This window comes from Arthrobacter sp. C2, assembly GCA_024207135.1.
GTDB lineage: Bacteria > Actinomycetota > Actinomycetes > Actinomycetales > Micrococcaceae > Paeniglutamicibacter.
This window is the reverse complement of sequence record CP042428.1, coordinates 4,201,892-4,215,343: the sequence shown is the minus strand read 5'-3', so window position 1 is coordinate 4,215,343 and position 13,452 is coordinate 4,201,892. Positions and strand designations below refer to the sequence as shown.

13 protein-coding genes are annotated in these 13,452 nt (G+C 69.4%); 4 read left to right on the top strand and 9 right to left on the bottom strand.

The window, feature by feature from the left end; genetic code table 11:
• Positions 1 to 183 precede the first annotated feature (183 nt).
• Positions 184 to 1,410 (bottom strand): ROK family transcriptional regulator, encoded by a 1,227-nt coding sequence (locus FPY90_RS19235; protein WP_498682818.1) that lies wholly within the window; start codon positions 1,408 to 1,410, stop codon positions 184 to 186.
• 320 nt (positions 1,411 to 1,730) lie between these two features.
• On the opposite strand from FPY90_RS19235, the gene FPY90_RS19230 reads away from it, so the two are divergent.
• A complete protein-coding gene (locus FPY90_RS19230) occupies positions 1,731 to 1,904 on the top strand; it encodes a hypothetical protein (RefSeq protein ID WP_498682817.1) in 174 nt (57 codons plus the stop codon).
• Between the two features lie 343 nt (positions 1,905 to 2,247).
• On the opposite strand, the gene FPY90_RS19225 is transcribed toward FPY90_RS19230, so the two are convergent.
• Genes FPY90_RS19225 through FPY90_RS19215 form a run of 3 tightly spaced genes read right to left on the bottom strand, consistent with a single transcriptional unit; the run spans position 2,248 to position 3,922 of the window.
• Positions 2,248 to 3,156 carry an aminoglycoside phosphotransferase family protein gene (locus FPY90_RS19225; RefSeq protein ID WP_071215536.1) on the bottom strand — a complete coding sequence of 303 codons (909 nt, stop codon included), beginning with the start codon at positions 3,154 to 3,156 and terminating at the stop codon, positions 2,248 to 2,250.
• Positions 3,153 to 3,554 carry a VOC family protein gene (locus FPY90_RS19220; protein WP_071215535.1) on the bottom strand — a complete coding sequence of 134 codons (402 nt, stop codon included), beginning with the start codon at positions 3,552 to 3,554 and terminating at the stop codon, positions 3,153 to 3,155. The genes FPY90_RS19225 and FPY90_RS19220 overlap by 4 nt, the downstream gene beginning before the upstream one ends.
• Positions 3,551 to 3,922, bottom strand: a complete 372-nt coding sequence (locus FPY90_RS19215; protein ID WP_217641916.1) for an ArsR/SmtB family transcription factor — start codon at positions 3,920 to 3,922, stop codon at positions 3,551 to 3,553. The genes FPY90_RS19220 and FPY90_RS19215 overlap by 4 nt, the downstream gene beginning before the upstream one ends.
• Before the next feature lie 108 nt (positions 3,923 to 4,030).
• Between FPY90_RS19215 and FPY90_RS19210 the strand changes: the two genes are divergently transcribed.
• Positions 4,031 to 5,812 carry an HNH endonuclease signature motif containing protein gene (locus FPY90_RS19210; RefSeq protein ID WP_498682814.1) on the top strand — a complete coding sequence of 594 codons (1,782 nt, stop codon included), beginning with the start codon at positions 4,031 to 4,033 and terminating at the stop codon, positions 5,810 to 5,812.
• 124 nt (positions 5,813 to 5,936) lie between these two features.
• Here FPY90_RS19210 and gatB read toward each other — a convergent pair whose 3' ends face one another.
• The 5 genes from gatB to FPY90_RS19185 all read right to left on the bottom strand — a co-directional run bounded on the left by gatB (position 5,937) and on the right by FPY90_RS19185 (position 10,702).
• Entirely contained in the window at positions 5,937 to 7,451 is a 1,515-nt protein-coding gene (gene gatB / locus FPY90_RS19205; protein WP_286135432.1) for an Asp-tRNA(Asn)/Glu-tRNA(Gln) amidotransferase subunit GatB, read from the bottom strand.
• 1 nt (position 7,452) lies between these two features.
• Entirely contained in the window at positions 7,453 to 9,000 is a 1,548-nt protein-coding gene (gene gatA, locus FPY90_RS19200) for an Asp-tRNA(Asn)/Glu-tRNA(Gln) amidotransferase subunit GatA (protein ID WP_071215533.1), read from the bottom strand.
• Positions 9,001 to 9,003: 3 nt separating this feature from the next.
• Positions 9,004 to 9,300 carry an Asp-tRNA(Asn)/Glu-tRNA(Gln) amidotransferase subunit GatC gene (gene gatC / locus FPY90_RS19195; RefSeq protein WP_071215532.1) on the bottom strand — a complete coding sequence of 99 codons (297 nt, stop codon included), beginning with the start codon at positions 9,298 to 9,300 and terminating at the stop codon, positions 9,004 to 9,006.
• A gap of 131 nt (positions 9,301 to 9,431) precedes the next feature.
• Positions 9,432 to 10,016, bottom strand: coding sequence for a maltokinase N-terminal cap-like domain-containing protein (locus FPY90_RS19190; RefSeq protein ID WP_071215531.1), 585 nt, complete (start codon positions 10,014 to 10,016; stop codon positions 9,432 to 9,434).
• 161 nt (positions 10,017 to 10,177) lie between these two features.
• A complete protein-coding gene (locus tag FPY90_RS19185) occupies positions 10,178 to 10,702 on the bottom strand; it encodes a GNAT family N-acetyltransferase (RefSeq protein WP_071215530.1) in 525 nt (174 codons plus the stop codon).
• Between the two features lie 320 nt (positions 10,703 to 11,022).
• Between FPY90_RS19185 and FPY90_RS19180 the strand changes: the two genes are divergently transcribed.
• Positions 11,023 to 12,564 carry a glycoside hydrolase family 3 N-terminal domain-containing protein gene (locus FPY90_RS19180; protein ID WP_498682813.1) on the top strand — a complete coding sequence of 514 codons (1,542 nt, stop codon included), beginning with the start codon at positions 11,023 to 11,025 and terminating at the stop codon, positions 12,562 to 12,564.
• A gap of 70 nt (positions 12,565 to 12,634) precedes the next feature.
• Complete coding sequence (locus FPY90_RS19175; protein WP_498682812.1) at positions 12,635 to 13,423, top strand: glucosamine-6-phosphate deaminase; 789 nt, start codon at positions 12,635 to 12,637, stop codon at positions 13,421 to 13,423.
• Positions 13,424 to 13,452: the final 29 nt, after the last annotated feature.

Below are 13,452 nucleotides of genomic sequence, written 5' to 3'. Positions count from 1 at the left end.
TGCTGTGATCGACCTCACCAACTTATTTCACGCTCTAAAATAAACCAGATGCGGCACCATGTGTCAATAAATCCTCAGAGCACCACCGGATGGCATCGGGCATTTGCGCTCCGGCGCACGGCTCGGGCAGCTGCCGGACGGCTTGCCCCGACCCCGCCGGCTGCGTCGGGAAACCCGCGTTGCCTAGGGGTTCAACAGGCCTTCGGGAAGCGCGTGGCCCAGCGGATCGTTGAGGACCGCATCGACCATCGTGGAGGCGGCAAAGAGCGAGAGCGAAAAAACATGGTCCGAGGAAAGCACGACGCGGCCCGCGGCGCCGGAACCCGCATGGGCCCGCCGGGCCACCTCCGCCACCAGGGCGGCGAAGACCGCCGGGGTTTCGGCCGGGGTGCCGGCCACGACCAGCAGCTCGGGGTCGTGGATGTCGATGAGCTGGCTCGCCGCCCGGCCGACGTAGCGGTTGCGTTGCTCCAGCACCTCGATGGCCACCGGGTCCTGGGCCCCGGCCAGTTCCAGCACGTGGTCGATGTTCTGCGCGCCTCCCAGCCCGCGATCCCTGGCCTCGGCCGCGACCGCGTCATCGGAGGCCATCACCGCCAGGCAGCCGGTCTTGCCGCAGGAGCACGGCACCGGCCGGTCGCTGACCCGCAGGTGCGCGATCTGCCCCGCCGTCTGGCTGAACCCGGCTCGGATCCGCCCGTCGTCGACCATCACCGACCCGATGTCGGCGGTGATGACCATCAAGACGAAGTCGTTGGTCCGTTGCCCGTGGCCGTAGAGCAATTCCGACTGCGCAGCTGCCCGCGCGTTGTTGTCGACGATGACCGGGGAGGGCAGCCGCCCGCGCAGCAGCTCCGTCATGCGCACATTGCGCCAGCCCGCACCCGGGTTGTCGATGATCACCGCCGCATGCCGGTCCACGATGCCGCCGGTGGCGATGCCTGTCCCCAGCAGCGGCCTGTCCCGGGCGTGGTCCGCGACCAGCTTGTGGGCCGCGGCAACCACCCGGTCGATGGTTTCGGTCGGGCCCATTCCGGCGTGGGGCACCAGCACGGAGGCATGGCCCACGCCGTCGAGCCCCATCAACACCACGCCCGCGGTGCGCGGCCCCAGGTGGATCCCGAGCACCAGTGCGGACGTGCCGATTTCCAGGGGCACCCGCGGCCGTCCCTGCGCCCCGGTCGGTGAGGGCAGGGCCCGCAGCAGCCCCGACTCCAGCAAGGTGGAGGTGATGTTGGTGACCGAGGCTGCGCTCAGGCCAAGGTGGGCAGCGATCTCGGACCGGGACAGCCCCGGGTGGCCGAAGACGTGCTTCATGACCGCCGCGGTGTTCAGCCGGCGCAGGTCGTCTCCTCGATGCCCGCGTCCGTTGCGTGGCCCGGTCCCCGGATCCTGTTCGCGTATCTGCATTCCAGGCACACTTTCTCTTGGTTCGGTGTTCCGCGCCGGTCGCCGAGCTGCACCCGGCGGCCGCGGAATGCGGGATGTGGCTCCCCCAGGGCGGTTGCGACACGGAACACGTCAAGCGCATCACACCGGGAACGGTTTTCCGACCTTACCCAGCGCATCCGCCGAAACCGAAATTCGCGGGCTTCATGAAACATTGTCGTCCACCGCTACGTACTCCGGCCCGACCAGGAGGCACGCATGGACGACCCGACGCCGAGGACCTCCGCAGGGCAAGCGCAACCGGGATATTCCCAACCGACACGACACGCACCGGCCCACCGGTGCGGTCCCCGGATGCCTGCCGCTGTCCCGGCCGAGACGGGATCGCCCTGGCCTGCGCCGCCCTCGCCAACCTGGCCACCTTCGATGCGCTGCCCGGCGCCCTGTCGCAGTTGTTCCTGCCCCCCGTGTCCCTGGCCAGGTGGGGCCCGTACCTCTCGCGCCGGGTCAATTAATCCACGCCCAAGGCCAGCCACGTCGCCACCGTGCATGCCAGCTGCAGCGTCGCCGGCAAACGGATCATGGTCGCGGTGCCCGGCGTTCCGCTGTGCGCCATCGTGCATATGGAGCTGGTTACACAGTTCGACGGCACGAGCCGCGGGGCACCCGCCTACGCCGGGCACCAGCTGGCCCTACTCGCCGGCATGACCGGTGTCTTCTTCCTGCCCGGATACTTTTCCGCGCACTCCCGGCGGGATCTGCGCCGGCTCGTGGCCGGCAACCCCCGCATTCGCGCCGGGGTCCGGGAACTGTCGCGGTGCCGGGTCGATCCGATCGGAACCACGTCATTCGGACCGCTTAAACCTCGGCCAGCAGCTGCCCGATGCCGTGGACCCCCACGCCATGCAGGGGATCACCCACCGGCAGCCCGGCCATGAGCACCGCGTAGTTCACCGCCCAGGCCCGGGCCCGTTCCCAGGTGCCCGGCGAATAGAGCCGATGATTCTCCAGCTGCCGCCGGAACTCCGCGCGCCCCGCCGCGCTGAAATGCAGCCAAGCCACGGCCAGGTCGCTGGCCGGGTCCCCCGCGGTCATATCGCCGAAGTCGATGACCGCGCCCAGCCGGGACTTCCCGGTGCCCTCGGCATCGAGCACCAGCATGTTGTGCGGGTGCGGATCCCCGTGCAGCCACAAGCGCGGACCGGCGTGCAGGACCTCGGCGATTCCCCGCTCCCAGATAGCCAGCAGTGCCGCGCGCTCGGGCTCTTCCACCGCCTCCAACCGCCCGCGCAGCGCCGCGTCCCGATCCCGCAGCGGCACTCCCCGCACCGGGTTGCGCGGGGCATCGGCCGGGGCCGGAACATGCAACGCCCGGAAAAACGCGGCCAGTTCCCCGGCGTACCCGTCGCGCACCTGCGCTCCCACGAAGGCCGCGCTGGAACCGGGCAGCCACGGCACCACCGCCCAGTGGTACGGGTAGCCCTCCCCCGGCCTGCCGCGGTGCAGCGGCACCGGAACGGGCAGCGGCAGCCGCGGCGCCAGGAACGGGAGCCAGCGCACCTCGTTGAGCAGCAGCGCATGGGCAATGTCCCGGCGTGGCAGGCGCACCGCCAGCTCGTCTCCCAGCCGGTAGATCACGTTGTCCCAGCCGTCGTCGGCGAACCGAAGTTCCAGCCGGGCCAGATCCGGGTGCTGGGCGCACAACAGGGCCCGCACCAGCCCCGGATCGACGGCCACGTCGGCATCGGGCACGGGCGTGGGGGTCATTCCCCCGGCGCCTGGACCATCGCGGCGATCTGGATCAGGTTCCCGCAGGTGTCATCGAAGACTGCGGTGGTCACCGGCCCCATGGCGGTCGGCGGCTGGGTGAACTGCACGCCCAGGCCCACCAGCCGCTCGTATTCTGCCTGCACGTCGGCGACGGCGAAGGAGGTGAACGGGATTCCGTCGGCCACCAGCGCGTCGAGGAAGGGCCGCACGGCGGGGTGGCTGTCCGGCTCCAGCACCAGCTCCACCCCGTCCGGGTCCTCCGGCGAGACGACCGTCAGCCAGGAAACCTCGCCCATCGGCACCTCGTTCTTCTTCACGAACCCCAGCTTGGTGGTGTAGAACTCAAGCGCCTTGGCCTGGTCGCTGACAAGGACGCTGGCTAGATTGATCCTCATGGTTTTTTCCCTTTCGATGCCGGCAATGCGCCCGCGCGCGGCACGCCCGGGTCCGTGGTGCCGCCGATGCCGTCGGCTTCCCTTGTTGAATCCTGCCGCCCGGCGTTCGGCCAGCGCTCCGTGATCCGGAGCAACGGCGCGGTGTCCACGTAATGGAACTTGTAACGCCCGGAGCGTTCGCTGCGCACCAGCCCGGCCGCCTCGAGCACCTGAAGGTGCTGCGAGATCGCCTGCCGGCTCGGGTTGATGCCATGCCGCGACGACAGCCGGTTGCAGATCTCAAAGAGCGTCTGGCCGGTGTGTTCCACCAGCTCGTCCAGGATCACCGCCCGGGTCGGGTCCGCCAGCGCCTTCAACAGTTCTTCCACATCCACCATTAAGGCAAGTGACCGCTTGCCTGTCAAGACCCGGCCCACGTTATCCACATCCCCGCGCACACCGTCCCACCGCCGCGCCCGGGGGCGCATGCTTGAACCATGACCACAGCAGCAGCCATCGCCCTGCTCGCGGGCAACCGCGAGGATCCGAGGTACCCAGCGACCCCGGACGATGAGCTGCGCGCCTACACCGCACTGGCGTTGGCCCTCGACGAACTTGGGCCGCGCATCGCCGAGCACACCAGCTCCCCCGCGGACGCGGCCTACTTCGTCCAGGTGGTCGAACGCACCCACCGAGCCACCGGATTCGCCCAGCTCTCGGCCACCGATCTGGCGCAGCGCACCCTGGTCCACGAGCTGCCCGAGGACACCCTCGTCGGGATCAATCGGTGCCTCGCGGACCCGCCCGCCTACATCGACGGAACCATCGATGTGCCCGAAGCCCCCGCCACCCCGCCGAAGGGGCGCCCCACTTTCAAGGACACCACCGAGTTCCTGCAGCGCACCTTCCGCATCGGCTTCATCGAGGCCCGCGACCGCGTGCAGGCCGCCACCCGATTCTTCCCGCACACCGATGTCCACGGCATCGAACAGCCCCCGCAATTCCCGTTGCTGGCCGAGGCACTCGCGGGCGGCCAAGCCTCACCGGACCAGCTTGCCGAGGCCGCCAAGAAGCTGGAGCGGTTGCACCCGGAGATCAAGCAGTATCCGAACGCCGAGGAGCTTGCCGCCCGGCTTGAAGCGCAGGTGGCCGACTCCGTGCGGGAAGAAGACCCCCGCAGCACCAACAAGTTGCTCAGCGCCATCGGGGTCGAGCTCGCCGGCGGCGTCAAGGAACCTTCCGAGGAAGTGCTGCGCGCCAAACTTGGTGCGTTCTACCGCGGCACCAACGCCGGAATCGCCGAATTCCTGCTGCGGGTCCGGGCGGCCGACGCCGAGACCCTGCTTGCGCTCTTTGCCCAAATGGACAACCCGCGCACCAAGGCCGGGGACCGCGACACGTTGCTCCAGCAGGCACGGGACCTTTGGAACGGTGCCGAGGCCTCCAATGCTTCCAACGGTTCCAACGGTTCCAACGGTTCTCATGCTGCCACCCCCGAGGACGGAAACGGCACCCAATCCGGCACCGCACCTTCACTCCCGGATTTCCCCGACTTCCTGGTCGATCCTGCAACCGGCCTCCCGCTGACCGACCCCGCCGAGGCCGACAAGCTCACCCTGGACCCGGTGCCTTCCGAAGCCAACATCCTGGAAGCCATGAACAACACCGAATACGGCTCCGACGGCCTCACTCCACCGCAGCGGCATCTCCAAGGTTTGATGAATCTGCTCAAGACCAATGGCGGGCCACCCAAGGGAACCAGGACAGCGGGGCTTCCCTCACCGGAAATATTCATCATCACGACGCTGGCCGAGCTCGAAGGCCGGGCGGCGCAATCCGGGCTCACACTGCACGGGCAGAAATACACCCCGGCCGAACTCAGGCATGCCCTGTGCGTTGGCGGGGCGATCCCGATCACAATGAACGGGGAGAGCCGGATCCTGGATCTGGGCACCGAGCAGCGCTACTTCCCCGACTACATGCGCAAGACAATCCTTGCCGTCTACGGCGGGTGCATCTTCCCGGGGTGCACCGTGCCGCCGGAGCACTGCGAGATCGACCATGAGGACGAATGGGCCAAGGGCGGATCCACCAAAATCGACGAGGGCAGACCATTTTGCTCGAACCACCATCACGCCAAGCACACCGGACTCATCGACGTGGTCCGGGATGCCGACGGGCTCTTCTCCGTCATCCTGCCCAAATTCATGGACCCCGAGCAACGACCGCGACGCAACACCTACTGGCGGCAGTTCAACAGCAACCCGCCACTGTTCTGAGCCCAACAGACGTTCTGCGGCCAGGCCGTCCATGCGGCAAAAGCCATCCTTAACGAGGTCGAGCCCCGGTCCCCCACACAGTGGATGACCGGGACTCGACGCCGTCTCTAGCGGAAAACGGGGACTAGCCCTCGATGCCCAGCTTCTGGAGCACCAGCTCGCGCACGCGGCCGGCATCGGCCTGTCCGCGGGTGGCCTTCATGACCGGGCCCATCAGCGCGCCGATGGCCTGGAGCTTGCCGCCCTTGACCTTGGCGACCACGTCGGGCATGGCCTCCATGGCGGCGTCGATCGCGGCACCCAAGGCCGAGTCGTCGTTGACGACAGCCAGCGAACGCTTCTCAACGACCTCGGACGGGGTCCCCTCGCCGGCAACCACGAACTCGAGCACCTGGCGGGCGATCTTGTCGTTGATCTTCTTGGACTCGATCAGCGAGTTCAGCTCGACGATCGTGGCTGAGGTGACGCCCAGGTCGGCAACGTCCTTGTCGGCGTTCTTGGCCAGGCGGGCGATCTCGCCCATCCACCACTTGCGGGCCACCGCAGCGGTCGTGCCCGCGGCAATGGTTTCCTCGATCTGCTCGGTGACGCCGGCGTTGACCACGTCGCGGAACTCGGCGTCCGAGTAGCCCCAGTCGGCCTGCAGGCGCTTGCGGCGCTCGGCCGGCGGCTCGGGCAGGCGGGAGCGCAGCTCCTCGATCCACTCGACGGTGGTCACCACGGGAACCAGGTCCGGCTCCGGGAAGTAACGGTAGTCGTCCGCGTCGGACTTCGGGCGGCCCGAGGTCGTGGTGCGGGTGTCCTCGTGCCAGTGGCGGGTTTCCTGCACGATGGCTTCACCCGAGTTCAGCACCGCTGCATGGCGCTCGATCTCGAAGCGGACCGCGTGCTCGACGGCGCGCAGCGAGTTCACGTTCTTGGTCTCGGTGCGGGTGCCGAACTTCTCCGCGCCCTTGAGCATCAGCGAGACGTTGGCGTCGCAACGCACGTTGCCGCGCTCCATCTTCGCATCGGAGACATCCAGGGCCTTGACGATTTCGCGGATCGCCGCGACGTACGCCTTGGCCAGCTCGGGGGCGCGCTTGCCGGCACCCTCGATGGTCTTGGTGACGATCTCGACCAGCGGCACGCCGGAGCGGTTGTAGTCGACCAGCGAGTAGTCGGCGCCCTGGATGCGGCCGGTGGACCCGCCCATGTGGGTGAGCTTTCCGGCGTCCTCTTCCATGTGCGCGCGCTCGATCTCCACGCGGAAGACCTCGCCGTCGGACAGCTCGATGTCGATCCAGCCGTCGTACGCGATCGGGTCGTCGTACTGGGAGGTCTGGAAGTTCTTCGGTGTGTCCGGGTAGAAGTAGTTCTTCCGGGCGAAACCGCAGCGCTCGGCGATCTTGCAGTTCAGCGCCAGGCCGATCATGATCGCGTACTCCACCGCGGTCTTATTGACCACCGGCAGCACGCCGGGCAGGCCCAGGCACACCGGGGTGACGTTGGTGTTGGGCACATCGCCGAACACGTTCGGTGCGGAGGAGAACATCTTGGTCTTGGTGTTCAGCTCGACGTGGACCTCGAAGCCCAACACCGGATCGTACTTTTCCAGGGCGACGTCGAAGTCGACAAGTTCTTCTTGGTGCATGGCCATGTTAGGCAACCCCTCCGGTGGTGGCAGCGGACAGTTCGGGGGCCTGGTCCAGCAGACGGCCGCCCCACTTGTCTTCCAGCAGTTTCTCAAGTGCCGCTCCGGCACGGTACAGGCGGGCATCCTCGCGGGCCGGGGCCAAGAACTGGATGCCGACCGGCAGGCCCTCGGACAGGCCGCCGGGCACGGTGATGCCCGGGATCCCGGCCATGTTCGCCGGGATGGTGGCCACGTCGTTGAGGTACATCGCCAGCGGGTCGTCGGTCTTCGAGCCCAGCTCGAAGGCAACGGTCGGGCTGGTCGGGGAGATCAGCACGTCGGCCTGCTCAAAGGCGGCGTCGAAGTCGCGCTGGATCAGCGTGCGGACCTTCTGCGCCGAACCGTAGTAGGCGTCGTAGTACCCGGCGGAAAGCGCGTAGGTGCCCAGGATGATGCGGCGCTTGACCTCGTCGCCGAAGCCCGCGGCACGGGTGGCACCCATGACGCGTTCGATGGTCAGCGGACCCTCCGCGGGCAGCACGCGGGTGCCGAAGCGCACGCCGTCGAACTTGGCCAGGTTGGAGGAGACCTCCGAGGGCATGATCAGGTAGTAGGCACCGAGTGCGTACTTGAAGTTCGGGCAGGAAACCTCGACGATCTCGGCACCCGCGGCACGCAGCGCCTCGAGCGATTCGTCGAAGCGCTCCTGGACTCCGGCCTCGTAGCCCTCGCCCTGCAGCTCCTTGATGACGCCCACGCGCACCCCGGTCATGTCGCCCGAGGCGCCCTGCTCGGCGGCGGCGATGAGTGCCGGCACCGGCTCGTTCAGCGAGGTGGAGTCGGCGGCGTCGTGCCCGCCGATCAGCTCGTGCAGGTACGCGGAGTCAAGCACGGTCCGGGTGACCGGGCCGATCTGGTCCAGCGAGGAGGCCATGGCGATGGCACCGTAGCGCGAGACCCCGCCGTAGGTCGGCTTCACGCCCACGGTGCCGGTGACGGCGCCGGGCTGGCGGATCGAGCCGCCGGTGTCGGTGCCCAGGGCCAGCGGCGCCTCGAAGGCAGCCACGGCCGCGGCCGAGCCGCCGCCGGAGCCGCCCGGGATCCGGTCCAGGTCCCACGGGTTGCGGGTCGGGCCGTAGGCCGAGTGCTCGGTGGAGGAACCCATCGCGAACTCGTCCAGGTTGGTCTTGCCCAGCATCGGCAGCTTCGCGGCGCGGATCTTCTCGATCACGGTCGCATCGTAGGGGCTCATCCAGCCCTCGAGCATCTTCGATGCCGCGGTGGTGGGCTGGCCCTTGGTGACGATGAGGTCTTTGATGGCGATCGGCACGCCGGCGAACGGGTGCAGCGCCTGCGCGTCGGTACCGCCGGCGGCGCGGATGGCGTCGACCTCGGCGGCCACGGCCAGCGCCTCTTCGGTGTTCACGTGCAGGAAGGCGTGGATGCCGCGCTCCCCGCCGTCAACCTCGGCAATGCGGTCCAGGTGTGCCTGCACGGCGGCCACGGACGTGATCTCGCCTGCGCGCAGCTTGGCCGCGAGCTCGGTGGCGGAAAGTTGGATGATCTGGTTCATGGATTACTCTCCATCCAAAATGGCCGGCACCTTGAAGCGGGTGTCGACGGAGTCCGGTGCGTTCATCAGCGCTTCCTCGGCGGTGAGCGTCGGACCCACGACGTCCTCGCGGAAGACGTTCGACAGGGCAATGGGGTGCGTGGTGGCCGGGACGTCGGCCGAGGCGGCCTCGGAGACCGACGCGATTGATTCGACAATGACACCGAGTTCGCCGGTCATTTTGTCCAGCTCGGCATCGCTCATCTCGATGTGGGCCAGCTGCGCCAAATGCGCAACGTCCTCACGGCTGATGGCAGACATGTATCTCCCTAGGTGGGCGGATGGGGTTTCCCCCCTAGTCTAGTACGCCCGGACCCTGCCAATGGCTTCGCGCGGCCCGCCCGCCGGGCCCTCCCCGGCCCCGGTCTTCCCGGGGCCGGGGCGCCTTGCGGCTAGGAGAATTCGATGACCGCGCCGCGCACCGGCGCACCGGCTTCGGTCCATGGTGAGCTGACCCACGCCGCGGCGCCCGACGAGCCCGCGCCACCGGCCGCGGGGTGGCGGATCACGGTGGTCTTGCGGTTTCCGGCAGCCTCGCCGGTTCCGTGGCCGGCGGTGCGGTCCACGCCCACCAGCGGCTCGAGGGTGTGGGAGATGTTCTGGTGCTGCGCAGCCGCGTCCCCGGCCAGCAACGCACGCACCTGCGCCTGCCACACCGGGTCGCCCTCGCCGTCGTAGATCCATCGCATGCCCAGCACCCCGTGCTCGCTGGTGCCCAGCAGCGATGCTTCGGCCCCGGGCAGCTCCGCCCCGCGGTAGCTCAGCGGCACGTGGTAGATGACCGGCTCTGCGGGTGCGGTGTCGGCCACGACGATGAATTCCATGCCCACCTCGCCGGCCGGGTCATCGAGCCGGAAGCCGCCGAGGGTCTGGAGCACCGGCTCGCCTTCGCCGGCGAACCATTCCTGGCGCGGCAACCACGCCGCGATCAGCTGGTGCTTGGTGGGATCCATGGTGGTGGCAAAAATCTCGCTCATGTTGCGCTCCTGCACGACGTCGACGGATGGAACCGGCAGCCCAAGGCCGCCCGCCCGTGCGGCGGCAGCCCGGCCGTGGCCCCAACCCTATCGAATCGGCCCACGTCGGCGAGCGGAACCGCGTCACACACTGTGAGGCGGCGGGCGCCAAGTACTGGGCGCTAGAGCGTGAGGGTGTAGACGACCAACACGATCTCGGTGTTCGGGATGTACCAGTCGCGCGCCGAGGCATGGATGAAGCCGTCGGCCTCGTACAGTGCGCGGGCCGCGACCCAGTGCCCGCCGGTGGTCAGCGACACGGTGTGCACGTCCTCGAGCTCGCGGGCGCGGGCAATCACCGCGCCAAGCAGGGCGCGTCCGGCACCGGAGCGCTGCACGGCCGGGTCGACGACCAGCATGCGGAATTCCAGCTCGCCCTCCAGGGCGATGTCCGCATACTCGCTGCCCGGGCGCACCAGGGTGACCGAGCCGATGACCACGCCGTCGCGCTCGGCGACCAGGATCTCGGATTCGACATGGCGCTTGGCGACCTGCTGCACGAACTGCAGGTACTCGTGGTCCGGGTCGTCGAAATGTCCGGCGTGCAGGTAGGAGTCCACGGTGATCCGCGCGATGTGCGGGTAGTCGGCTGCGGTGGCCGGACGGATCAACAGGGTGCCGGCGGGTGCGAGGGTTGCGGTAGTCATCACCTTCCAGTGTGCCAGCCCGCGCCATCGCCGGGCACCCGGCGACGGCAGCTTGTTGCCAACCTCACCCAGGAGGCAACAGCGGACGCGGTGCCCCTCCGACCCACCCCGTCCCCGCCCCGCGGCGCCGTCGCACCGTGCCTGCGTCACCGCGTCGATCCTGCAGCAACGATCCCGGACCTCTGGTCTTTTGCCCGTTGGTGCCGTTGGCTGGTTGGCATGACCAATCCACGCACGTCTCGGTGTTCCCCGCCCCGCCCGGGCGCACGCCTGCACCCCCACCCCTGCGCCCGCGGCCGCTCCCGGGTGGTGCTGCGCTGATGTCGTCCGGAACCCCCGCTCCATTCCGCCTGCCGGAGGGCTTCATCGCCACCACGCCGCCGACGGCGGCCAAGGCCCCGCCCCGGCCCGGTGAGGCCCGGCTGCGCACCCTGGCCGCGGCCACGCTGATGCCCGGGTTCACCGGCACGCGGATGCCTGGCTGGATCGCCGACGCGCTGGCCGCTGGGGTGGGATCGGTGTGCATCTACGGCACCAACCTCGCCTCCCCGGCACAGCTGGCAACGCTGGCGGCCCAGTTGCGCGCGGCCTCCCCCACGGTGCTGCTGGCCCTGGACGAGGAGGGCGGGGACGTCACCCGCCTGCACTACCTCACCGGTTCCAACCAGCCGGGCAACGCGGTCCTCGGGCGCATCGACGATACCGCCGCTACCGAGGCCTCGGCCGCGGCCATCGCCGCGGAACTCGTGGCGCTGGGCTTCAACCTGAATCTGGCCCCGGACGCGGACGTGAACTCCACCGCCGCCAATCCGGTCATCGGGGTGCGCAGCTTCGGTGCCGACGCCGCCTTGGTCGCCCGGCACACCGCGGCCTTCACTTCCGGGCTGCAGCGGGCCGGGGTCGCCGCGTGCGCCAAGCACTTCCCGGGCCACGGCGGCACCGCCACCGACTCGCACCTGGCCCTGCCCACCATCGCGGTGGACGCACACACGCTGCGCACCCGCGAGCTGGTGCCCTTTGCCGCCGCGATCGCCGCGGGCACCGCAAGCATCATGACCAGCCACATCATGGTCCCGGTGCTCGACGCGGAAAACCCCGCAACGTTCTCCAGAGCGATCCTGCAGGACTTGCTGCGCGGGGAGCTCGGCTTCACCGGTGCGGTCATCACCGATGCACTGGACATGGCCGGGGCCAGCGCGATCACCGGCATCCAGGCCGCAGCGGTGCGGGCCCTGGCCGCCGGCGCCGATCTGCTCTGCCTGGGCTCGGAAACCTCCGCGGAGCGCTACGCGGGGATCCTGGGGGCCATCATCGATGCCGTGTACGCCGGGGACCTGCAGGCCGCCCGGCTTCGGGACGCCGCAAGGCGCGTCGCGGTGCTGGGCGCCGCCTACCGCCCGCGGGCGGCCGGTTCCCCGGTTCCCGCGGCCATCACCGCAGGAGCGGTCCCGGATGCCGCGGCCATCACCGCCGCCTTCGACGTCGGCCCGGCAGCGCGCGCCTGGCTGGCGGACCCTGCCGCACCGCTGCTCATCCAGGTCGACAGCGAAGCGAACCCGGCCGTCGGGCACGTCCCGTGGGGCCCGGCCTCCGCCGGGGCGGCGGGCACCCTGAAGCATGCCGACCCGTCGGCGAAGATCGCCCTGGTCGGCCGCGGGCTGGATCCGGACCACCGGATCTGGCAGATCGCCGACGGGCTGCGCGCCGATGCCCGCACGCTCATCGTCGTGGAGTGCGGCTGGCCCCGCGGCGGGGCGGACCTGGTGACCTTCGGCGCCTCGCGCACCGTCTCGCGGGCGCTGGTCGGGCTTTTGGCCCCGGGCCCGGCTGGAATGCCCGGCCGTGATCGGGATACGCTCTAGGTTCGCCATGCATGCCCTCACGGCCGCACCGCTGGCCCACTTTCCCGCACCACCTTGAAGGAACACACACATGGAAGTACTGATCGCCGCCACCGCCGAGGAAGCCGCGAAGTTCGCCGCCGAGGCGGTGCTTGACGGGCTGCGCTCGCGCACCGAGGGCAACACCGTCCTGGGCGTGGCCACCGGGTCCACCCCGCTGGGCCTCTACGGCGAGCTGGCCAAGGCGGTGGCCGGCGGCGAGGTCGACTTCGGCGACACCCTGGCCTTCGCGCTGGACGAGTACGTCGGGCTGGAGGGCACCCACGAGCAGTCCTACCGCCAGACCCTGATCCGCGAGCTGTGCGAGGTCATCGGCATCCGCGAGGAAAACCTGTTCACCCCCAACGGCTTCGGGGATTCCGAGGAGCAGATCCGCTCGCAGTCCGCCGCCTACGATGCGGCCATCGCCACCGCCGGGGTCGACGTGCAGATCCTGGGCATCGGCGCCAACGGCCACATCGGCTTCAACGAGCCCGGTTCCTCGCTGCGTTCCCGCACCCGCATCAAGCGCCTCTCCTCCAAGACCCGCGAGGACAACGCGCGCTTCTTCGACGGGATCGACGCGGTCCCCACGCACTCGGTGACCCAGGGCCTGGGCACCATCCTCGAGGCCCGCCGCGTGGTCATGGTCGCCACCGGCAGCCACAAGGCCGCCGCGGTGGCCACCGCGCTGGAGGGGCCGCTGTCCTCCGCCTGCCCCGGCTCGGTGCTGCAGCTGCACCCGGACGCCGTGGTGGTGCTGGACGAGGCCGCCGCCGCGGGCCTGAAGAACCGCGACTACTACGACGACTCGGCCGCCGGCCTGCAGTTCGGCATCTAGCCTTTCGCCCGGCAGCACGCGCCGGGCCC

Bases quoted from the DNA above. Each gene is read 5' to 3' on its own strand.
- FPY90_RS19190 (WP_071215531.1), bottom strand. From the start codon at position 10,016: ATGAGCGAGATTTTTGCCACCACCATGGATCCCACCAAGCACCAGCTG.
- gatB (WP_286135432.1), bottom strand. From the start codon at position 7,451: ATGGCCATGCACCAAGAAGAACTTGTCGACTTCGACGTCGCCCTGGAA.
- FPY90_RS19185 (WP_071215530.1), bottom strand. From the start codon at position 10,702: ATGACTACCGCAACCCTCGCACCCGCCGGCACCCTGTTGATCCGTCCG.
- FPY90_RS19235 (WP_498682818.1), bottom strand. From the start codon at position 1,410: ATGCAGATACGCGAACAGGATCCGGGGACCGGGCCACGCAACGGACGC.
- FPY90_RS19220 (WP_071215535.1), bottom strand. From the start codon at position 3,554: ATGAGGATCAATCTAGCCAGCGTCCTTGTCAGCGACCAGGCCAAGGCG.
- FPY90_RS19225 (WP_071215536.1), bottom strand. From the start codon at position 3,156: ATGACCCCCACGCCCGTGCCCGATGCCGACGTGGCCGTCGATCCGGGG.
- gatC (WP_071215532.1), bottom strand. From the start codon at position 9,300: ATGTCTGCCATCAGCCGTGAGGACGTTGCGCATTTGGCGCAGCTGGCC.
- FPY90_RS19175 (WP_498682812.1), top strand. From the start codon at position 12,635: ATGGAAGTACTGATCGCCGCCACCGCCGAGGAAGCCGCGAAGTTCGCC.
- FPY90_RS19210 (WP_498682814.1), top strand. From the start codon at position 4,031: ATGACCACAGCAGCAGCCATCGCCCTGCTCGCGGGCAACCGCGAGGAT.
- gatA (WP_071215533.1), bottom strand. From the start codon at position 9,000: ATGAACCAGATCATCCAACTTTCCGCCACCGAGCTCGCGGCCAAGCTG.
- FPY90_RS19180 (WP_498682813.1), top strand. From the start codon at position 11,023: ATGTCGTCCGGAACCCCCGCTCCATTCCGCCTGCCGGAGGGCTTCATC.